This is a genomic window from Selenomonas sp. CM52 (genome assembly GCF_000292955.1).
In the GTDB taxonomy this organism is placed as follows: domain Bacteria; phylum Bacillota; class Negativicutes; order Selenomonadales; family Selenomonadaceae; genus Selenomonas.
This window is the reverse complement of record NZ_ALNM01000032.1, coordinates 1-19458: the sequence shown is the minus strand read 5'-3', so window position 1 is coordinate 19458 and position 19458 is coordinate 1. Positions and strand designations below refer to the sequence as shown.

25 protein-coding genes and 6 pseudogenes are annotated in these 19458 nt (G+C 49.2%); 15 read left to right on the top strand and 16 right to left on the bottom strand.

Translation table 11 applies throughout. The features are described 5' to 3' along the window. The 10 genes and pseudogenes from HMPREF1153_RS08615 to HMPREF1153_RS08575 all read right to left on the bottom strand — a co-directional run. Positions 1-626, bottom strand: a 626-nt coding sequence (locus tag HMPREF1153_RS08615; protein WP_009646544.1) for a magnesium chelatase domain-containing protein, incomplete at its 3' end; no start/stop codon positions are given. 166 nt (positions 627-792) lie between these two features. Then, positions 793-936, bottom strand: a pseudogene (locus HMPREF1153_RS08610) (magnesium chelatase domain-containing protein); the annotation flags it as partial. A 130-nt stretch (positions 937-1066) separates the two neighbouring features. Beyond that, positions 1067-2872 (bottom strand): poly(ADP-ribose) glycohydrolase domain-containing protein, encoded by a 1806-nt coding sequence (locus HMPREF1153_RS08605; RefSeq protein WP_009646553.1) that lies wholly within the window; start codon positions 2870-2872, stop codon positions 1067-1069. A gap of 68 nt (positions 2873-2940) precedes the next feature. Next, entirely contained in the window at positions 2941-3855 is a 915-nt protein-coding gene (locus HMPREF1153_RS08600) for a hypothetical protein (RefSeq protein ID WP_009646549.1), read from the bottom strand. A 30-nt stretch (positions 3856-3885) separates the two neighbouring features. Beyond that, the gene (locus HMPREF1153_RS08595; RefSeq protein ID WP_009646536.1) at positions 3886-4782 is read right to left on the bottom strand and encodes a hypothetical protein; all 897 of its coding nucleotides are present in this window, start codon (positions 4780-4782) and stop codon (positions 3886-3888) included. Then, positions 4779-5177 (bottom strand): hypothetical protein, encoded by a 399-nt coding sequence (locus HMPREF1153_RS08590; protein ID WP_009646539.1) that lies wholly within the window; start codon positions 5175-5177, stop codon positions 4779-4781. Before HMPREF1153_RS08590 ends, HMPREF1153_RS08595 begins: the two co-directional genes overlap by 4 nt. Continuing rightward, positions 5131-5346 carry a hypothetical protein gene (locus HMPREF1153_RS13095; protein WP_009646556.1) on the bottom strand — a complete coding sequence of 72 codons (216 nt, stop codon included), beginning with the start codon at positions 5344-5346 and terminating at the stop codon, positions 5131-5133. Before HMPREF1153_RS13095 ends, HMPREF1153_RS08590 begins: the two co-directional genes overlap by 47 nt. A gap of 5 nt (positions 5347-5351) precedes the next feature. After that, positions 5352-5771: a hypothetical protein gene (locus HMPREF1153_RS08585; RefSeq protein WP_009646545.1), complete on the bottom strand. Its 420-nt coding sequence runs from the start codon at positions 5769-5771 to the stop codon at positions 5352-5354. Next, positions 5768-6757: a helix-turn-helix transcriptional regulator gene (locus tag HMPREF1153_RS08580; protein ID WP_009646555.1), complete on the bottom strand. Its 990-nt coding sequence runs from the start codon at positions 6755-6757 to the stop codon at positions 5768-5770. Before HMPREF1153_RS08580 ends, HMPREF1153_RS08585 begins: the two co-directional genes overlap by 4 nt. Before the next feature lie 185 nt (positions 6758-6942). After that, a pseudogene (locus tag HMPREF1153_RS08575) lies at positions 6943-7158 on the bottom strand (phage portal protein); the annotation flags it as partial. Between the two features lie 147 nt (positions 7159-7305). Between HMPREF1153_RS08575 and HMPREF1153_RS08570 the strand changes: the two are divergent. Then, positions 7306-8076, top strand: a complete 771-nt coding sequence (locus HMPREF1153_RS08570) for a hypothetical protein (protein WP_009646548.1) — start codon at positions 7306-7308, stop codon at positions 8074-8076. Between the two features lie 81 nt (positions 8077-8157). On the opposite strand, the gene HMPREF1153_RS08565 is transcribed toward HMPREF1153_RS08570, so the two are convergent. The 3 genes and pseudogenes from HMPREF1153_RS08565 to HMPREF1153_RS13240 form a co-directional block, all read right to left on the bottom strand. Beyond that, positions 8158-8517: a hypothetical protein gene (locus tag HMPREF1153_RS08565; protein WP_050992518.1), complete on the bottom strand. Its 360-nt coding sequence runs from the start codon at positions 8515-8517 to the stop codon at positions 8158-8160. Continuing rightward, positions 8468-8697, bottom strand: a pseudogene (locus HMPREF1153_RS12385) (hypothetical protein); the annotation flags it as partial. The pseudogene HMPREF1153_RS12385 and the gene HMPREF1153_RS08565, both read right to left, overlap by 50 nt. Next, positions 8690-8812, bottom strand: a pseudogene (locus HMPREF1153_RS13240) (ParB N-terminal domain-containing protein); the annotation flags it as partial. The pseudogenes HMPREF1153_RS12385 and HMPREF1153_RS13240, both read right to left, overlap by 8 nt. Before the next feature lie 238 nt (positions 8813-9050). Here HMPREF1153_RS13240 and HMPREF1153_RS08560 point away from each other — a divergent pair. Next, the gene (locus tag HMPREF1153_RS08560; RefSeq protein ID WP_009646550.1) at positions 9051-9344 is read left to right on the top strand and encodes a type II toxin-antitoxin system RelB/DinJ family antitoxin; all 294 of its coding nucleotides are present in this window, start codon (positions 9051-9053) and stop codon (positions 9342-9344) included. Beyond that, positions 9337-9609 (top strand): type II toxin-antitoxin system YafQ family toxin, encoded by a 273-nt coding sequence (locus tag HMPREF1153_RS08555; RefSeq protein WP_009646554.1) that lies wholly within the window; start codon positions 9337-9339, stop codon positions 9607-9609. The genes HMPREF1153_RS08560 and HMPREF1153_RS08555 overlap by 8 nt, the downstream gene beginning before the upstream one ends. A 22-nt stretch (positions 9610-9631) precedes the next feature. Here HMPREF1153_RS08555 and HMPREF1153_RS12380 read toward each other — a convergent pair. Both HMPREF1153_RS12380 and HMPREF1153_RS08550 read right to left on the bottom strand, forming a co-directional pair. After that, positions 9632-9760: pseudogene (locus HMPREF1153_RS12380) on the bottom strand (HNH endonuclease); the annotation flags it as partial. A gap of 197 nt (positions 9761-9957) precedes the next feature. Next, a pseudogene (locus tag HMPREF1153_RS08550) lies at positions 9958-10511 on the bottom strand (P27 family phage terminase small subunit). A 62-nt stretch (positions 10512-10573) separates the two neighbouring features. On the opposite strand from HMPREF1153_RS08550, the gene HMPREF1153_RS08545 reads away from it, so the two are divergent. Next, the gene (locus HMPREF1153_RS08545; protein ID WP_037370401.1) at positions 10574-10846 is read left to right on the top strand and encodes a type II toxin-antitoxin system RelB/DinJ family antitoxin; all 273 of its coding nucleotides are present in this window, start codon (positions 10574-10576) and stop codon (positions 10844-10846) included. Further along, entirely contained in the window at positions 10843-11124 is a 282-nt protein-coding gene (locus tag HMPREF1153_RS08540) for a type II toxin-antitoxin system YafQ family toxin (protein ID WP_037370399.1), read from the top strand. The genes HMPREF1153_RS08545 and HMPREF1153_RS08540 overlap by 4 nt, the downstream gene beginning before the upstream one ends. 9 nt (positions 11125-11133) lie before the next feature. Here HMPREF1153_RS08540 and HMPREF1153_RS08535 read toward each other — a convergent pair whose 3' ends face one another. Then, entirely contained in the window at positions 11134-11487 is a 354-nt protein-coding gene (locus tag HMPREF1153_RS08535) for an HNH endonuclease (RefSeq protein ID WP_037370397.1), read from the bottom strand. Between the two features lie 248 nt (positions 11488-11735). Here HMPREF1153_RS08535 and HMPREF1153_RS08530 point away from each other — a divergent pair, with 248 nt between their 5' ends. The 10 genes from HMPREF1153_RS08530 to HMPREF1153_RS08485 all read left to right on the top strand — a co-directional run bounded on the left by HMPREF1153_RS08530 (position 11736) and on the right by HMPREF1153_RS08485 (position 19389). Beyond that, on the top strand, positions 11736-13007 hold the full coding sequence (locus HMPREF1153_RS08530) for a two-partner secretion domain-containing protein (RefSeq protein WP_009646538.1): 1272 nt from the start codon (positions 11736-11738) through the stop codon (positions 13005-13007). Between the two features lie 427 nt (positions 13008-13434). Next, the gene (locus HMPREF1153_RS08525; RefSeq protein WP_037370394.1) at positions 13435-14007 is read left to right on the top strand and encodes a hypothetical protein; all 573 of its coding nucleotides are present in this window, start codon (positions 13435-13437) and stop codon (positions 14005-14007) included. After that, on the top strand, positions 13988-14467 hold the full coding sequence (locus HMPREF1153_RS08520) for a hypothetical protein (protein WP_009646546.1): 480 nt from the start codon (positions 13988-13990) through the stop codon (positions 14465-14467). The genes HMPREF1153_RS08525 and HMPREF1153_RS08520 overlap by 20 nt, the downstream gene beginning before the upstream one ends. Positions 14468-14472: 5 nt before the next feature. Beyond that, positions 14473-15711, top strand: a complete 1239-nt coding sequence (locus tag HMPREF1153_RS08515) for a hemagglutinin repeat-containing protein (RefSeq protein WP_009646535.1) — start codon at positions 14473-14475, stop codon at positions 15709-15711. After that, positions 15695-16150, top strand: a complete 456-nt coding sequence (locus HMPREF1153_RS13090) for a hypothetical protein (protein WP_232208256.1) — start codon at positions 15695-15697, stop codon at positions 16148-16150. The genes HMPREF1153_RS08515 and HMPREF1153_RS13090 overlap by 17 nt, the downstream gene beginning before the upstream one ends. A 12-nt stretch (positions 16151-16162) precedes the next feature. After that, a complete protein-coding gene (locus HMPREF1153_RS08505) occupies positions 16163-16501 on the top strand; it encodes a hypothetical protein (RefSeq protein ID WP_009646551.1) in 339 nt (112 codons plus the stop codon). A 107-nt stretch (positions 16502-16608) separates the two neighbouring features. After that, positions 16609-16953: a hypothetical protein gene (locus HMPREF1153_RS08500; RefSeq protein ID WP_009646559.1), complete on the top strand. Its 345-nt coding sequence runs from the start codon at positions 16609-16611 to the stop codon at positions 16951-16953. 3 nt (positions 16954-16956) lie between these two features. Beyond that, complete coding sequence (locus tag HMPREF1153_RS13085) at positions 16957-18729, top strand: hemagglutinin repeat-containing protein (RefSeq protein WP_369791803.1); 1773 nt, start codon at positions 16957-16959, stop codon at positions 18727-18729. Further along, positions 18713-19147 carry a DUF7336 domain-containing protein gene (locus tag HMPREF1153_RS08490; RefSeq protein ID WP_037370388.1) on the top strand — a complete coding sequence of 145 codons (435 nt, stop codon included), beginning with the start codon at positions 18713-18715 and terminating at the stop codon, positions 19145-19147. Before HMPREF1153_RS13085 ends, HMPREF1153_RS08490 begins: the two co-directional genes overlap by 17 nt. Positions 19148-19152: 5 nt before the next feature. After that, positions 19153-19389 (top strand): DUF7336 domain-containing protein, encoded by a 237-nt coding sequence (locus HMPREF1153_RS08485; protein WP_009646537.1) that lies wholly within the window; start codon positions 19153-19155, stop codon positions 19387-19389. Positions 19390-19458: the final 69 nt, after the last annotated feature.

The following is a 19458-nucleotide window of genomic DNA, read 5'->3' as shown; positions in this document are numbered from 1 at the left end:
GCGATCTCAAGCGCACGCTTGGCGAAGAACTGCCCCTGCACATCGGCAAAGTCATCCGAAGGCACTTCCATATCGCTTGGTGCACTGGGATTCACCTCCAACGGAAGCAATTCCGCCTTGCCCAAGAGAAAATCGTACAGCTCACGCAAGTTTTTCGGTGCATACACGCGGATGCCGTCGACGAGCAATGCCTCACTGCCATTGCCCGGCGCAACGAAGATTTCCTTGAAGCCATGCTCCTTCGCCCCGACCGTCATCGGCAGCACACCGCGCACACTCCACAATTCTCCTTCCAAAGAAAGCTCCGCTGCAAACAAGGCACGCTCCATGCGCTCTGCTGGAATCAGCCCATACGCCGCCAAAAGCCCGACGGCAATCGGCAAATCCAGCCCCGAGCTGTCCTTTCGTATGTCCGCAGGCGCAAGATTGATCGTCACTCGCGCAGGCTTGAGCTTCACACCCGTATTCTTGATCGCCGTGCGCACACGCTCACGTGACTCCTTCACCGCCGTATCAAGAAGCCCGACAATGTCGAACGCAGGAAATCCATAAGAAACATCAACCTCGACATCGATGATCCTCCCATCGACCCCGAAAGTCACCGCACCATACGATTTAGCAAACACAAAGCTGCACCTCTTTTTGATTGGAATGGTGTTTCTTTTGTTTACTATTTTTCTCCATTGATGAGATTTAATCCTGCTTGCTGATGGAAAATTGCGGCGAATACTAAAATCCCACTTCTGTATTCTGCACTTCGACCGAGCAATACGGTTAAGCGAGATGGACTGTCACCCGCTCCTTCGACTCCTTCACCGACGTATCGGGAAGTCCCACCAGTTCAGACCCCAGCAGCCCCGGCGACACATCCACCTCAACGTCGATAATCCGTCCATCTATCCCGAGGGTCGTCGCACCATAGGTCTTTGCAAACAACGGTCTTCCCTCCCACGTTTCAAATCTAAGAAAACTATAGCACAGGATAGGGGACGATGGCTAATGATTCTTTACAAAAGAATCAGAGACTCCACCCGCTAGGTAGAGCGAATGGAATCTCTGTTATTTTTCATTCTGCATCAGGAGAATGTATACGTGCAGTCCAATCAATCTCTTCGGTATCTTGCTGAAAACTCTTAAGACTCATGTAGGTATATGCATCCTTCAGGGAGATCATCACACAGACAACCTCCTCTCCCCACCGATCGGTCAGGTACTGAAGTGCTCCCTGATAGCGATTCGTCGTCGATACCAGTATATCCCATCCAGCAAGGTATTTTACGTAGCACTCAAATTTCCGCATATCTGCGGAAATTTCTCCCGACTTCATGCTTGCAGCAAATGCTCGCGCCGCAAGGATTTCTTCTGGTGGAACTAAATATACGGAAAGCGTATCCTGTTTACTGTATACCTCCTCCCTCACTTTTTTATACCTATCTACGGCAAACCGATCAGGGTCATCATCAAATACACAGCCACGCTGTCTCCAGTCTTCATAGATTGTAATCGGGCGCATATAGAACAGTAAGAACCCGCGCCTTTCACCTATTTCACCTAGACAAATTTCCTCTGCAATAAAAGATGTCCCATCAAAGAAGTTTCCTATGGCATATCCGAAATTCATCTCGGTCAGTGCATCTGGATTCCACGGTGTCATCCGGATGTCACAGGTCAAATCATTAAATTTATCATTGAAATCATAGCTATAGGCCTCTTCATTTAATACAAATGTCACTCGAGCATCGCTGTCCAGCCTTTCCTCTGCCGTATTATCCTCTGCCCACAGATTCAGCTCCGGCAGTTTCTCCGACTCCTCGGATGCTGCATCTTCATCCGCACACTCCTGCAATGTGAGTCCCTGCTTTTGAAACACATCGCGGAAAACATCGCAATGCTCACCTACTGCAAACACAACAGCTTCAAAAGCCTGCGCATAGGTCTTCATGAGCGCTGCATATGCCTCAGCAACGATATCCGGCGGATTCTCCCGATAATCACAGCCAAAGGCAGGAAGAACAAGTATCTTCTCTCTTCCCTTATCATCAAAGTTGCAGTGAGCACGCTCACAAATCCCTCTGCCGCGCAGAAAGTGCAGAGAGAACAGCGCTGTTCTTACCATGCTACCAGTCATGTCATACGAATTTTCCTGCCTATGTGTAAGCGCTCTTTTCGCCCGAGAACCTATGTAGCCGCACGACATATCCGGCGGTGCACACGTGATGACGTTGACATGTCCCCACTCGTTTTCGGGGAGAAGCTGAGGGACGCCCTCGCTCCCCTCCTTAAAGATTGTGATATTTTTTGAATAGATGCAGGCATTCGTTGCCTCATTATCCTCGTCCGCAAGATTCTTTTTGTAAAAAGCTTTCCATATATCCTCGCCCACAAGTGTCGAATAGAGATTGGAACAAATGCAGAAATTTTCTTCCGTGCCATCGGCACCAACGTGAACATAACCGCCGGGGCTTGTTGCCGAGCCAGGGTTCACTGCCACAACCAGCTTGTCCGGATGCTCAAGGGAGAGCTTCCGCGCGGTGTCTACCAGGCCCTTCCTCTGCACATAAATTCGCGACTCTTCTCTACGTATACCATGACACCCTCCGGAACTCCCCAGCAACTCCATACCCATTTCACGTCTATATGCCGCTTCCTCACAAAAGAGCGCAGTTGGCATATTCATATCATCCTCTTCATAATCATCACTCACCGAGTTGAGTATCGTCTCGGTGACAGCACAAGAATATGGACTCAGGCGTGCATCTTCCAACACGCGACGCTGTGTATCCACGAAGGCGGCACGGCGCATCTCAAATCCATCATTCATCCATGCCCTCACTCGAGCCTCTCGATACAACTGCTCTATATCACTCTTCATATTCTACAGCTCCTCTCTCTTCACCCTCATACATAACAAAAAATATACGAGTGTACTCCTGCTTTAACTCACCTCCGCCGCAGCGATATGCGCGAAAGATAGGTTTGAAACTCGTCTACCGAGTACATCATCTCATCATATAGCCCAAATCCCATCATCGAGGCTGCTGCGAATTTCACAGGAAAGGGATAGTTTGTCGGCTGCAATCCTGTCACAATGGTATGGAGACCATTCTTCCCGGGGTCATGATTCGCCAGCAGAAAGATTAGCGCGATGTCTTTGCTCTGGATGGTAATATCGTGCGGCAAGTTCTTCATGTCAGGAATCAGCCCGAGCGCGCATTTTTGACGAAAGACCTTGGCGTAGTCGTCACAGATGGCGAAGAGATCAGCTGTCTGTCGAAAATGTTCAAAGTCCCTTAAGTGATTCATAAGACCTGCCGTACCGGACAATGCCCCGTCACCATACTTCAGCTCAATGAAAGCCAGCTTCGGCGCATGGAGGTTTTTGCGCACAGCACCGATTGACGGCCAGTGCACGGCAATCATGTCAAAACGCGCATCCTTGTAGACAAACTCTGTGTCGACGATATAGTAGTCCGTCGCATGAGAAATCTTCCCGTGGCGGTTGTTATCGCGCTCAACAATTTGCTGAACCTCACGCTCGTACTTCGGGTGCTGTGCAAACCAACGATCCATCGCCTGTTTATAGTACGGTGCCTTTTCAATCGCCTCCGCAATGGACGGGTGTTCCGAGAAATTTTGTCCATTACTGCAATAGTTCGTGTCAAAATGCAGCACATACTGCGTTCCGTCCCACTCAATGCACAGCAGCCTGCCTCCACGGTAGTAAATACTGGCAGAACGTGTCCCCCGCATTTCGAGCTCCAGCGTTGTGTCCTGAAGCACAAGATTCAGCAGTCCGTGTAAACATCCATTTGAATCCTTCAAATCGTGAAACATTTCCGATCCAAGTGCTCTCATTTCAGCCGCTCCTTTCTTCCCATAAAAGTATCAGCAAAGATAGCGTTTCAGTTGATCACTTTTATGCATGCGAGAAATCAGCTCCCCCACGGTCAACAGTTCCACATCGAACCGAACACCGCGATCCTCCATCATCCCGATCAAGTCGCTCAGACGCGAACGAAACGCCTCGAACTCCTCGTGCAATTCCTGCTCCGCCGTCACATAGAGATCATACTGCGCAGGATCGTCAAAGAACGAAGGATTGCTGATGGTCCATACACAGAGACAGAGTTTGACCTTCTCTGTAAGAGGAAGCTCCCCCGTGTAAAACAGGGCATTATAGATCGCATAGACATGCTTAAAGAGCTGTGCCGTATCCAGATGTTTTGCCCGTGGAGCATAGCCCTTTTCCCCCGCATCTGTATGAAATAGATCTCGCGTCATCTTTAGTCCAACGAACAAGTCCCAATCGGGATATTTCTTCTCACTGCTGAAATATGATGCCGGTAGCGGATCATGCGAATTCGACAGCCACTCTGTCATCTTCATCTCAAAGAGCAGCAATTCGTCTCTGCGGGAGAGGCAGGCATCGAGATGGGCTTTCGCAGTTGGATTGAGTGCAGTCAGCTGCTTCTCGTACGTGACCGTATATGCGCGGTATGTTTCGCCGTCGTACAGATACGCAGGACGATTACCAAACAGATTGTACGTCATTGCCGCAGAGGAGTGAAGGGCTTGCATATCCTTGTCAAGTTCGCGTCCCGCACCCGCTTGGTAGGAACGCTGCACGCGGTCATACATGGGTTCGACAAGATTGTCGTTAAGTTCCTTAAGGTAATACGGGGATCCCTCGCAGAACCGATCCGCTTTCCCCGGATTGAGATTCAGCCACCTCTGCTTAATCGCCTCATATACCTTTGTCTTACTTACACCGCGCGCCATCATGCACACTCCCTCTCTACAATGAATCCACTCCAGTTATCCGCATACTGCAGAAGGAGCGTCAGCTTTTCCTCCCGCGCTGCAACGCTCCGATTGTCCTCGACATATTGCCCGTCATGGTAGACGATCGCCTGTACCTCCTCCTCTGTCAGTGGGAATCTGCTCGCCACGAGATAAAGTCCGCGAATCGGAACACTCAGATAGAGGAGGTCGCGGTTGAACCGATACGGGCTGCACGATGCTCGCTCACCAGATGACGGTTCACTGCGCAGATACTGGGGTACACCGGGCATTCCTGCCTTGCCGAGATCGTGGAGGAGTGCGACAATGACACAGCTCTCGTCGCTGATCTCAGGGGCGAGAGCTGCCTTGGATCCGCAGCAGATGTTCTGCGACATTCACGCTGTGTTCAAGCAGGCCTCGCTCCCGACAGAGATGGTAGCGCGTCGAGGCAGGTGCCGTCAGATATGCCGTCTCCTGCTCAATATACTTCATCAATCTACGAAACTCCTCTCTGCGCCGCACGACTTTTGACTTGAAAACTTCGTAACGCTTCATGAGCTCCATATCCTTCATTCCTCCTCATTAAAATCTGCCATTGTCGCCTGAGCCTCACTCCGCTCACGATTCCGCACTCCTGCACAGAATGCAAGTGCCTCGTGCACCTGCGCAGTCTGTTCAGGATGCTCATCATAGATAAAAAGCGGCGCATCTGCAAGCACATGAGGAATCTCCACCTCATCCATGAATACGATCACGAGACTCTTATCCTCCGCATAGGCTTCGTGATAAAAGTTTAGCAAAATCTCACGCTCATCTGCGTCCATTGCGTGTGGCTGCACAAAAAGGCCAATCGCAGGAAATGCGAGCAGGTCGCTGAATTCCTCTGCTTCATACAGATGATAGCCAAAGTCTGTCACGAATGTCCTGCGTACCCATTCCGTTTCCTCCGGGGGCAGTCCGTAGGTGTAGATGTTGCTCCAAAGATTCATACGTCCTCCTCATATACGCTCGACATCTGCTGCACCGCTTCCTTTATTGCCATGCGCAGGCTCTGCGGTTCTAGAATCTCAACATACAGACCATACTGCAGTGCCCAGTACTTCATCGCCGTCTCATTGCATGAGAGCGTGACAATCATCTGATCGTTTTCTTCCTTCATGATGCGGAAGTCTTTGCCAAACCAGTCCACGAGTGCATCCATCATGGAGCTGTTTGTCCGCAGCTTCACGGTGACGCTCTCGCCGCCGAACATATAGATATGCTCTGCCATGTGGCGTGGGAGACTGAATCCACGGGCGAACTCTCGCACAGCACTCTTCGGCTTTGCCGCATCGGGCAGCATCTCAATCGCCGTGATGCGATCAACACGATAGTGCGAAACGTTGTCGTGGGCATCGTGATTCCCAATGAGATAGTACCATCCGTTGTGCGCGGCAAGCTGGTAGGGATTCACGGTATAGGGATCACTCCGTTTCGGATGGAGTTTGAAGTCCGTCCCATAGGTGTTGTAGGTGAACCGCACCTTGCGTTTCTCCTCGATGGCATCGTTGAGTACGTCGAGGGCGATCATTACCTGCTTGTTGTCGGCGCGCGAAAGCTCAGGAAGATTAGAAATGTGTGCTACTTTCGCATGAAAGTAGCGATTGCCGAATGATCGCAACTTTTCAACGAGTCGCCTTGCCTGCGCCGTCGATAGAGTTCGCGAAAACAGCACGCTGTCAATCAGCATGCGCAGCTCGGCATTATCGAAGTCCCGTTCCACAAGCCAACATCCGCCATGCGTTGCGATGTCGTAGCCCATGTCCTGCAGGGATTGGATGTTGCTGCGCACCGAGCGACGATCACAGGTAATCCCGTACTGTAACTGCAGCAAACGTATAATCTCGCCCTGCATCAGCCGATGCTCTGCATCCGAGTGCTCCTGCAGTACCTTCAGAATCAGTAGGTTCAGCATTTTCTTATTCGCACCGTACATCACTATACCTCCCCTTCATCTTGCTTACACAGAAAGTATAGCACAGATGATGTACATTTTTTTGCACATTTCTCCAAGTGTATATAAATAAATGGAGAAATTATCCCTCAAGCTCAAGCTCAAGCGCAATCTCAATCCCACCCTTGAAAACAACGACTACCGCACCATTCTCCTTAACCACAACATTCCTTACTAGCTTCCAAACGGCGGTAGACGGCAAGCGATAGACAAGCGATGGATTCGGCGAGAATACGCACACAAGCGTAGACCGTCGTCGCCTGCATCGCCGTCCGTTCGTTGACCGCCTTGCCCGCCGCCGTCTGCCCGAACAAAAAGGACAAGCCGCCAAGATGATTCGTAGGCTTATCTCGCGAACGAAAGAATTTGCTGAATAGATTCATGGAATCCTCCTTCCTTTATAAAAAGGATTTTCTACGGTTTAACGAAATCATCTCCCTGATTTCCTCGCTATTGTGCTATAATGACATATATTCAATGATTGTCATATAATCCCGTCATGATGAATAGGAGTGGAAAGGAGATATCTCATGACCGCACATCAACGCTTTTTCTATATGATGCTTCTCGTTATCCCCCTGCTCGTCAGTCTCTTTGCTCCGCAGACAGCAGTCGCTTCAAAAATGGAGCAAAAATACATAACGAAAGTGCTGAACTTAATGGCGGGAGACTGGTACGATACCGCTGGCAACCGAATTCTTTGGATTCAAAATGGCTTTATCAACGATTGTCGTGTTCTCGCTGCATACGACTTTGCAGGCAGCAGCTCGAATGGTGCTGGGCGCTTTGAAATCCTTGAGAGTACGGGTACACGAAATCTTTATCTTACATGGGATATTCGTGGCACAGATCAAGACAGCATCAAGCTAAATGACAGCCAAATGCTACACCACATGACAAAACCGTCGTTCAACGAATCGATTGCAGGCATTCACTTGGGTATGACCTCAGCTGATGTGGCACAAGTACTCGGCGCTCCTGCAGAAACAAGGAATCTATCTCCTTATGTGAATACCTATGGCTGGTATTATCGTAGCCTAGGCATCGCAGTCACATTCGACGCGAATACGGTTGACCGCATCATCCTTATGAAGGGGAGTTCTGCTTCGCTTGACCGCTCAGGACTAAACTGCGAAAACACTCCGTATGAATTTGCACAGGCTTATCATCTGAAAAGCATCCCGAAAATCGATTATGATGACCGTTATTCAAGCGGCGGATGCTATTCCATCGGCGGTGAAGAGTATCTTTCCTTCGGCAGTCGAATGAACCATATCATGTTGAGCAAATATTGGAATTGAATAGAACAATAGAATATCCAAGAACAAATTATGTAATGAGCAGGAGCACCGCCTTTCCGAGCGGCGCTCCTTTTTTTCGGCTTAGAAGGTTTCGATGCAGGAAAGCTCCATGCTGTTGATTTCGGCGGTGAATTTCGCGCCCCGCGCAATCTCGTCGGCGGCTTTCAAAAGTTCCTCCGGCGTGGGGTTTCCACCCATCTGGCAAATGCTGGCGTTGGCTTTGATGTCTCGGAAAACCTTGCGGGCTTCCCAATCCGTCTTCTCGTAATCCGTTTCTTTGCGAATCTCGATGCGGATGCAGGTGTCGCGGTCGCTCGCGTTTGCCCAGCCCATCGTGTTTTCCTGCATCGTGAATCCGTACTCGGCGGCCTTGCTCTCGATGATCCCGGCGATTTGTCCCCGCCGTCGTGATGAGGAAGTAGAGCGGCTGCATTCGCGCATCGCCCGAGCCTTTCGTCATAACGTCAAAGAGCTTGCGGTTAAGAGCTTGCGGTTCGGCTGCGTGTGAAGTTCGTCGAACACAACGCCGTGGATGTTGAATCCGTGCTTTGAATAGGCCTCTGATGAGAGAACTTGATAGAAGCTGTTCGTCGGCAAATACACCATGCGCTTCTGGCACGCTCTTCATGCCCTCCGCCTTGGCAGCGGCAACGCGCCCGTGACCTGCGAGGATGCCACAGTTCTTGTCAATGATGACGGGATTGATGAAGTCGAATTCGCGCAGACTGCCGCGCAGACAGGTACTCACTCGGATTCGGCATATCTGCACCGAAAAGCTCTACGGCATCTGCAAAGTCTGCTCCGTCCAATTCCGTCATGGGGAATTCCATGAACCGTTCTTTTTTTGCGCGTGACCCATCGTCAGTCCGGCAATAGCGCACTTTTGGAGATTTTACCGCCCCCGGGGGATGCCAAAACACAGCTTGCATCTGCTTCACTTTCGCATTACAATAAATGAAAGGAGGAATCGTATCATGACCAAAACTGCCACCATCAACATGCGCATCGAGCCTACGGTAAAAGCCCAAGCAGAGGATGTCTTTTCCAGCTTCGGCATATCCATCACCGATGCCATCAACATCTTTCTGCACGCATCCATAATGGAGGGCGGCTTTCCCTTCCAGCCGAAGCTGCCGCGCTACAATAAAGAGACGCTACTAGCCATCGATGAAGCGCGCGCCATTATGGACGGGAAAATCGAGGCAAAACGCTATCGTTCCCTAAGTGCACTTTTAAAAGACTTAGGTGAGGAGGACGGCGATGCTTGAACTCGTAACTACCACGCAATTTCGCAAGGACTTGAAACGTCTGCGAAAACGCGGGGCGAATATGAAAAAGCTGGACGATGTCCTGCAAACACTCTGCGCAGAAGAACCCTTGTCTGAAAAGCATCGCGATCACGCGCTTGTCGGTGATTACATCGGGTTTCGTGAATGCCATGTCGCTCCCGATTGGCTGCTCGTCTATGCTATCGACAAGGGACAGCTTATCCTAACCGCTTCCCGCACAGGTTCACACTCTGATCTCTTCTAGCCGATTCTTTTTGAGTCGGCTTTTATCTTTCTCGGCTTCTCCGATGAATTTTCTCGTGACAGCTGATGCAGGGCGACATGAGATTGCTCTCGTCATGCGTGCCGCCATCGCCGAGCGGCTTGATGTGATGCACGAGCGTCGCCGCCACGAACAGATAAAAGAATCATAAGGTTCTTGAGTGCTGTTTCCCCCAATACCGGAAGAAATTCTACCGAAACTACCTAAAAAAACGATAATAGATTTTTAAATGGACGGTTCTGGTATTGTGCAGGAGTACTTGACCTGAGCCAAGATCTCGATTAACCGTAGCGCAAAACAAGAAGCACTATCTATGGATTGGTGCTTCTTTTACTTCCTCGATCGGAGCAGTTGCTCCATTCGGTCTTCTTGCGACGAGCCGCTGAACGTCGTCGTGCAGTTCTGCTTCACGATATCGAAAATCTCGTACCAAAGCAGGTTAGACTGCTTCTGGAATGCCTGCCCCATCTGAACGAAGGGGCTTGCAATCGCACCGCCTGTCGCGTCGTATGCTTGCCAATGAGCCCGTATTGATTCACAGCTTTCTCGCATTGGATGAAGCGGGCGAAGGCCTGCGCGTAACTTTCGAGGAGTCGCGGATTCACCAGACGCTCACAGCCGCGCTCCTTGAGCCACAGCCATGTTTCGCGGAAAATCTCGTCCGCGCCGAGGGGCTTGCCGTTCCTTTGCCGAGCAGACAGATACTCACTCGGATTCGGCATATCTGCACCGAAAAGCTCTGCGGCATCTGCAAGGTCTGCTCCGTCCAATTCCGTCATAGGGAATTCCATGAACCGTTCTTTTTTTGCGCGTGACCCATCGCTGGTCCAGCAATGGCGCGCTTTTGGAGATTTGACTGCTCCTCCCCAGTCATGAGTAAGAATTTCGCTTTACATCGTAAACCAAACAAGCTATACTATTTCTAAAAGAAAGGAGTGTGATCACCATGTCAACTGTCCCTACTCAAATAAGAATTGACCGAGATATAAAGGAACAGGCCGGGATTTTGTTTTCCGGGTTGGGCTTGGATATGTCCGGTGCCGTTAACATGTTTCTGCATCAGTGCGTTCTTCGTGGAGGCATCCCTTTTTCTGTCGAAATGCCCCATTATAAGCAAAGCACTTTGGCCGCTATGGACGAAGCAAGAAAAATCTCCCGCGACCCGAACGTCCCCAGCTACGACAATATGGATGAGCTAAAGAGGGCCTTGGAAGAATGACTTATCGCATCAAATTCACCAGCGCCTATAAGAAAAGTTACAAGCGTGCAAAAAAACGCGGCTTGAAACTCAAACTATTAGATGATGTTATCGATAAATTGCGGCAGGGACACAAGCTGGATGCCAAATACCGTGACCACGAACTCCACGGAAATTGGGCGGGGTTTCGCGAGTGTCATGTTCAACCTGATTGGTTGTTGGTGTACCTCGTTGAAAATGACATCCTAACCTTGACCCTTGTCGAAACTGGAACTCATGCAGATATATTCGATGAATAAGCTGTTCATTTAGGACGGCTTTTTTCTTTGGTGAATTTTCTCGTGACAGCTAATGCAGAGCGACATGAGATTGCTCTCGTCATGCGTGCCGCCATCGCCAAGCGGCTTGATGTGATGCACGAGCGTCGCCACCACAAAGCGTCCGTGCTCTTTGCACATCTCGCATAACGGTTCTCGTGCCAGATGCCTGTCACGAATCTTTCGCCACACACTGCCGTACCGCTCGTGCTGTCTGTAGCCGCGAGCAAAACGTTCGTAGTACCTCTGCATCGGTTTCTCATGCTTCTCGCAGTAGCCGCTCTTGCTGCCCGTCAAATTGGGACAGCCACCGTAGCGACATGGGCGTTTCGGTTTCCTCGGCATCGCTTCCCCTTCATCAAAAAAGCCACCGACGGGATTTCTCCCTCGATGGCTTCTTCCTATTCTTACTGATTCTATCATATCAAAATCAACCCAGTGACATCAAGAGGACATCGACTGCCATTTAGTGACATTCTATGCCCGAATCGAAAATTTTTCAATCCTTCTCCGTGTAGCCGATAGATTTGCCGCAGGCTCAGCTTCATCTCTTCTGCTATCGCCGACCACGAGCGATACCCCATGTAGCGAAGATGCAGCACGCGACGCACATCCCTGTCTGTCACCTGTTGTATGGCGGCGTAAATCTCGGTGCGAAGGTATACGAGACGGGCAATCTCGCCGCCATTCGTGTGGAAGGAGGCAAGCTCTCCATCACAGGAAACGGCCTCAATGCCCAAAGCACAGATTCCGCTGAAATCTATGCCCGCGCCATCGAAATCAATGCCGGACTCTGGGCAAAAAACGCCAGATTCGCTACCAGAGCCAACGAAATCCGCTATGCAGACGGAACGATCACGCCCATAAAAAGCACGGAAAACACGCCGGCATACGCCCCCGATCTCGCCGCCATTGGCGGCATGTACGCGAACCGCATCGAGCTTGTCGGCACAGAAAAAGGCCTCGGCGTCAACCTCGCAGGGCAGATCACGAGCACGGAAGCCACCTCCCTCGATGTCAACGGCAATCTCAAGACCTCAAGCAACCTCTACACGGACGGCTCGACCTGTATTCATGCAGACGAGATAGAAAACAGCGGCACTGTTTACAGCAAGGAAAACACGGTCTTGATGGCTTCCTCCTTGAAAAACAGCGGCAAGATCGTCAGCGGAGCAGATACGACGATTCAAACATCATCCATCGCCAATACCGGCACGCTCACCGCCGCTATCGCGCCCTCAGGCAAAGCGAACGATGTCGGCACGCTCACAATCATGGCAAAGGAACTCAGCAATAACGGCGCACATATCCTCAGTGGAAACAATCTGTCGCTTTCTGCCGAGAGCCTTCGCACAAAAAGCGGTCAGATTGCAGGCAACGGTGATATCTCCCTCACCGTCAAAAATACGCTCGACATCCAAGACGCCTCTGTCCAAAGCGGCAGAGGCCTCTCCATTGAAGCGAGCGCCATGCCGCTTAGCGGCAATCTCTCTGCCAACCGGGATATGCGCCTCACGCTCCATGGCAACCTCTCCAACGAAGCTGCTGCAGAAAACTTCGGCAATCTCCATACGGGAAGAAACCTCACGGCAAACATCCGGGGAAACATCCACAATCAAAAGACGATGAAGGAGCCGCTATCACCGCCTCGAATCTCAAGAACAACGCCACGGGCAGAATCTACGGCAATACGATCCATGTGCAGGCTTCGCACATCCAAAACGAAAAGAATGCCGACCTCAAGGGCGTGGTCATTGCAAGCGAAGCAGATGCGGGAAAGAACCGCCTCTCGACAGGGACGTTCTCTTTCAGCGACCTTAAAAACGAAGCTTCCATGCCATCAAATACAATCGTCACGGACATAAAAGATACTATGACAAGGAAGCGACCTACCACAATGGGAGATACTATCAATACGATGCAAAAAAAGACCTTGATGTAGAAATCCATCAACCACAAAAAGGCATGATTGTCTGGGTCGATGACGGGGACGACTCTAGCATGGGATGGGACTGCGAAATCACCTAGGAGGGTCAAGATCCAGACGACTTCAGGAGACTACAAGGCAACTATGCATATCTGGGCATCGGAAAGGACGGGAAGCCGATCTTTTTCGAGTCGAACGAGACCCTAAGCGAAGAACTGCACCTAAAACCAACGCAGGAACTCTCCATCCCCTTCCATGGCAGACGACGCGGGCATATGGATTACTTCGCGGAAGGTCTCATGCAAAGCGGCATAGATGCAGGTGAAGAACTCCTCGATGCTGGAATGCGTCCATAGAAATTCTTCATGGAAATTCGAGGTCATGCAGATGAAATAGCAAAAAAGCCGGCATTAGCGGCACAAATTCCTCCGGCACTCCTAAGTGAACTCTTTTCCGATCTGGATGACTTCAATAATGTGGATTCCAAAGAACAAGCCGCAAAGTTGGGAAAGACAACAGGAACGCTCCTCATCTTCTTGGCTCCAGGCGGCGCAGCAGCCAAAGGCATAAACCTCGGCAAGTATCCCAGATTGCTGAAGATATTTAACAAAGTGGAAGCACGTGGGACAAACAAAGTGCCAATAGAGCGAGGAATTGGTGGGAAAGGTTGGCGTGGCGACAAGATTTGGAAAGAAAATATTGAATTAGTCAAGCGCGGCGGAACAATAGAAAGGATTAATGGAGAGATTATTTCCCAAAGTGAGGCTGAAAGCTTAACCAAAGAAATTAAAGGTACTATCTTAAGAGTAGAGGGCGGTCATATGAAAGGAACTAATCCACATAAATTTCCACATATCAATTATATTACGCAAGATGGGAAAAAGGGACCGATAAGAATACTGGAGGTTATTCGAGCAAATGAATCTGGAAAATTTTAAAAAACACATCCGTATATTAGATAAAGAAGAGGCAACAAGGTATCGACGTTTATATATAAAAAAATATGTAGATCCGTATACTCATGCAAAATACTATCAAGAACGAATCGAGCAACTCCATACATTTTCCGACGGATTGTGTTATGAAGGATATTTATGGGATTTTTTAAAATCAGAAACTTATATTGAAGAAACACAACTCGAAAAGTACCGCAAATTTTTGAAACAAGTACTTGTTTTTTGGGATAATAATTCCAAAGATAGAATCTTCATAAAAGATTACTGGAAATTTGGCAAAAAAGATATGATAGAACTTGACTTCAATTTATTATTGAATCACCTAAAACTCTTCCCAGAAGATATTTATATCACAAATAAAACATTAAGATGGACGATAGTATTAACACATGAAGAAAACCTACCAGGAAAACGTCTAATTATAAAAGATGGAACAATATAAAAAACTTGAGCCTTGGACAGGAGATCGCCGCACCTTTGCAGCGCATGGGCGAAGTGAAAGACGACCGCTTGAAAGCCGTCTACGCTTGGAAGGCCGGCCGTCTCATCCATGAAAACTTCGGCAAGGGACAAAACCCGCTGAAAGATAGCGCAGACTTCTCCTTGAACCTCAGCCTTGGCACGAGCAAATCCTACAGCCGCACCGAGAGCGTCACAAGGGAATATGCAGGCAGCAAAATCGCTGCAGGGGAAAAAGCAGACCTCGCCGCAACAGAGCGCGATCTTACCATCCAAGACTCTAAAGTCGAAGGAAAGAACGTCGCCCTTGCAGCAAAGCAAAACATAGAGCTGCTCGCTGGAGAAAACAGCAATCGCACGACGAACGAGAACGAAGCAAGCTCCGCCGGCATCGGCGTCTCCTTCAGCCCGCAAGGACTCTCAGGCCTCAGCCTAAGTGCAAGCAAAGCACAGGGAAACAGCAAGGAAAATGCCTCGACCTACACCCCGACGGAGATCGCTGCCAAAGACGCCCTGCAGATTGAAAGCGGCAAGGATACGAACATCCTCGGCAGCACAGTGCAGGGCGACAAAGTCACGGCAAAGATCGGCGGCAATCTCAACATTGAGACCTTGCAGGAAAAAGAAACCTACGAGGAGAAGAACACATCGGCAGGCTTCGATCTTTCTTGGGATATTAACTTAGGGAAGTTCTCCAAGCCCTCGATCGGTCTTTCCGCGAGCCGAGGAACGATCGACTCCGCCTACCGCAGTGCGAGAGGCCAGTCTGGCATCTTCGCTGGAAAAGGCGGCTTCGACATCTACGTCGAAAAGAACACCGACCTCAAGGGCGCCGTCATTGCAAGCGAAGCGGATGCGGGAAAGAACCGCCTCTCGACAGGGACGTTCTCTTTCAGCGATTTGGGGAACGGTGCGGACTACAGCTCGAAAAGCATAGGCGCCGAGTATCACCACTACGGCAGCTATGACAAGATGAGCCGACAGGAGAAAAACAAGGTCTACAACACCATAGGCCTCTCCCCCAGCATTTCCATGCCTGCCAAGGGTGATGCGAATAACACGACCAGTTCTGCTGTAGCACGGAGAACGATTGAGATTCGTGAGAATCCCACGCAGGACATCTCTGCCTTGAGCCGCGATACGGCGAACTCGCTGAATGAGCTTGGACGCATCTTTGACAAGCAAAAAATCGAAGAGCAACAGGACTGGCATGCTTTTAGGCGGTAGTGCGATTGCCCCCGAAACTGGAGGAGTCACACTAACAATCTCTGGTTTCGGCGCAGCTGCCATGGTTCACGGAATTGCAACTACGAGTAATGCTGTTTCTAATTTCGGAAAAGACTCCGTGCAATTTATCGAATCCTTGAATAATAGCGCAACAACAGCTCTGAAAGGTGGCGACAAGACCCCATCTGGTGTTGAGCTTTCAAACCATGCGACGGGTCAAGCTAATAGAAGAGAGTTCACTCTCAAGAATATTGATGACATCATCTTGAACAATAAGAAAACCCGCAAAAAAGAAATTCAATCGGACGGTGAAATCCGCTGGCGTTACCAAGACAAACGAGGAAATACCGTTATTACCAATGAGGATGGAACAAGGGTTATTACAGTATATTCCCATCCAGCAAGTGCAAACAATGAAAAATATATTCCGAAGAATTAGGAGTGATGCAATATGAACAAACATATGATTTTTGATAATCCGCCGATTTCTTACGATATCGTGGACGGCGTGGATTTGGAGCTAAGGGACTTATTCTTTTGCCACCCTATGATAAAAAACCATACCTGGTGCATTGAAGACAGGATTTATAAAATAACGATTGAACTGAAAGAGTGCGATAAATCAAAATATAATTTGGCACAAGAACTCTTCTTACATCTGATTTCTATTGTAGGATATCTTGCAGGAGGAAGATACTCTATCTGTGAGAAAGAAAATAAGATTTTTTGCGAATATGTGACATACCTTGAAGAGCATGAGGGGTTTTATTTTCAAATAACCTTCATATGATTTTACAAAAACCATATTGATATATCCTATTTAAATATCCAAATAAAAAACTGTACGGCAAAATCCGTTCAAACGAATGATTTCTAAAAATCGGAGCGATGATTCTTATGGCTAACCTTAAACTTTTAGATGAAATAACTGTCTCTTATGATGTGGCGAGTGATGTAGCAGAAAAACTACAGGCATTTCTCTCTGCAAGTAATGAAATTAAGCAGTATCATTTTATCATCGAAGAAAAAATTTATAAAATAACCATTAAAATGAATGATACTATGTTTCAATATGGACATGCAGGCGATGTCCTTTTTAAGCTCATGTCTCTCATGTCTTGCAAAGCTGGAGGAAGATATTTTCTCATTGCGAGGCAAGCGGATTTTTATGGCGAATTCTTGACATATGATGAGGATTATACGGGTTTATATTTTCAACTAACCTTTAAATTTCCCAACTAAGTCATTGCTTCAATCACGATAGAAAACAAGACGGCAGAACCCCTCTCAGGCCTCAGCCTAAGCGCGAGCAATGCACAGGGAAACAGCAAGGAAAACGCCTCGACCTACACCCCGACCGAGATCGCTGCCAAAGACGCCCTGCAGATCGAAAGCGGCAAGGATACGAACATCCTCGGCAGCACAGTGCAAGGCAACAAGGTCACGGCCAAGATCGGCGGCAATCTCAACATCGAGACCTTGCAGGAAAAAGAAACCTACGAGGAGAAGAACACATCAGCAGGCTTCGATCTCTCTTGGGATATGAACTTAGGGAAGTTCTCCAAGCCCACGATCGGCCTTTCAGCGAGCAGAGGAACGATCGACTCCCACTATAGAAGCGCTAGAGGCCAGTCCGGCATCTTCGCTGGAAAAGGTGGCTTCGACATCTACGTCGAAAAGAACACCGACCTCAAGGGCGCGGTCATTGCAAGCGAGGCGAATAAAGAGAAGAACCGTCTCAGCACGGGGACGTTCTCTTTCAGCGATTTGGAGAACAGTGCCGACTACAGCTCAAAGAGCATCGGTGCCGAGTACCACCACTACGGCAGCTATGACAAGATGTCGGAGAAGGAGAAGAACAAGGTCTACAACACCATAGGCCTCTCCCCTAGCCTCTCCATGCCTGCCAAGGGCGATGCGAATAGCACGACCAGTTCTGCCGTAGCACGGGGAACGATTGAGATTCGTGAGAATCCCACGCAGGACATCTCTGCTCTCAGCCGTGATACGACAAACTCGCTGAACGAACTGGGCAGAATCTTTGACAAGCAAAAGATCGAAGATCAACAGGAACTTGCCAAGGCTTTCGGCGAAGAAGCCTTCCGCCTCGCCCATAACCTCCCGGATGACGGCAGCGGCAGAAAAGTCGCTGTCCACGCCATCATCGGCGGCATCATGAGCCAGATCACGGGCGCAGGCTTTGCTTCGGGCGCGATTGGCGCAGGAGTCAACGAGGCTGTCATCGGCGAGATCAAGAAGATCAAGGATCCCGGCACCGCACAGATCGTCAGCGCGATTGTCGGTGCTGCGGCAGCTAAGGCGGCTGGCGAGGCTGCGGGTGCTGGCGCGACTTCGGCGGCGAGTGGGACGAAGAACAATAATGCGGCTGTTGCGGCCGCAGCAGCCGCTGCTGTTTCATCACAGTCGCCCGGAATTGTTCAACTTCTAGAGGAAGCATTACCCAAAATAAGCTATGCTATTGTTCTTTCCGGCGGAGTACAGTATATTCAAAATACAGATACAAAAGAGGCTCTAGCCAAAATAGAGGAAAACGGACATTGCATACTTGAGCGAGCAGATTCGGCACTGGAAACCCTTTTGCAAAAACTTGGAATATCCTATTCCACTTCATCGTCGACAGACAATACTAGGCATTACATCTTAGATTCAACGACAGTGACTCCTTGGGATACTCCCGGATACCCGTTTATGCTTCATCCCTACATACCAGACTCTAAACGAGAAACCTATACAGATCCTTTATCCATTTTTCGAGAAGACTGGACAAAAGATATCCCAGATGACAATATATTCTTCACCAGAAAATCTGAAAAGGAAAAATCAACAGAGCGACCGTCTTGGGCGAAAGGATTACGACCAAATCCTGGAGAAAGCGGAAAGGATTTTGCAAAAAGAATCATGGATGAACTGTTCGGAAAAGGAAATTATGAGAAAGGCCCAGGCAGCGATTTCAACCAATTGAGGAAATGGGGGGATCGCGGTGGAAAGAACAAATAAGCCGACTGTCGTCTATAGGTTGTTGCATGTTCATGATTTGGCCAGATACAACATAGCAGCAAAAGCAATCGGAATCTACAGCAGTCGCAAAAATGCGCAGGATGAAGCAACAAGATACATGAAGCTGGGCGGCTTCCGAGACTATCCATATTCTTGTTTTTACGTGATTGAATATGAAATCGATGCTTGTTATTGGCAAGAAGGATTCATCGCCCGAATGACCCCGCAGAATATCTCCTGCGATATTCCCCTTTGGGCAAGTGAGGAACAGATACGTAAAGGGGAGCGCCCTCGGCAATTTCTCAAGAGAATCTTGGCAAAGCACGGAAAAGACGAGAACCCGAAAAGCGGATTCTTCTCTGAAGAATCTGGAGCCCTAGTACGGTATGCCAGAATTATTCTGGAAGCGAAGGAGTGACGAGTATGGAATACTGTTATCTGTTGCAACATTACTACGAGAATGACCGCGGCAGTGATATCTTCAAGACGCTTGGCATTTTTTCGACGAGAGAAAAGGCTGAACAAGCGCAGATCATGTACAGCAAAAAGCCGGGCTTCCGAGATTATCCGATGGACTGCTTCTACATCGACAAGTATCGCATAAATGTCGGCGGCTGGGATACGGGCTTTTTGCATGATGACGACGACTTCGATGAATAAAGCTACGACCCAAGAAGTTCGAGGTGAATCCATTTGATCCCAAACAAACTCCCATCCGCCCTCCTGCTC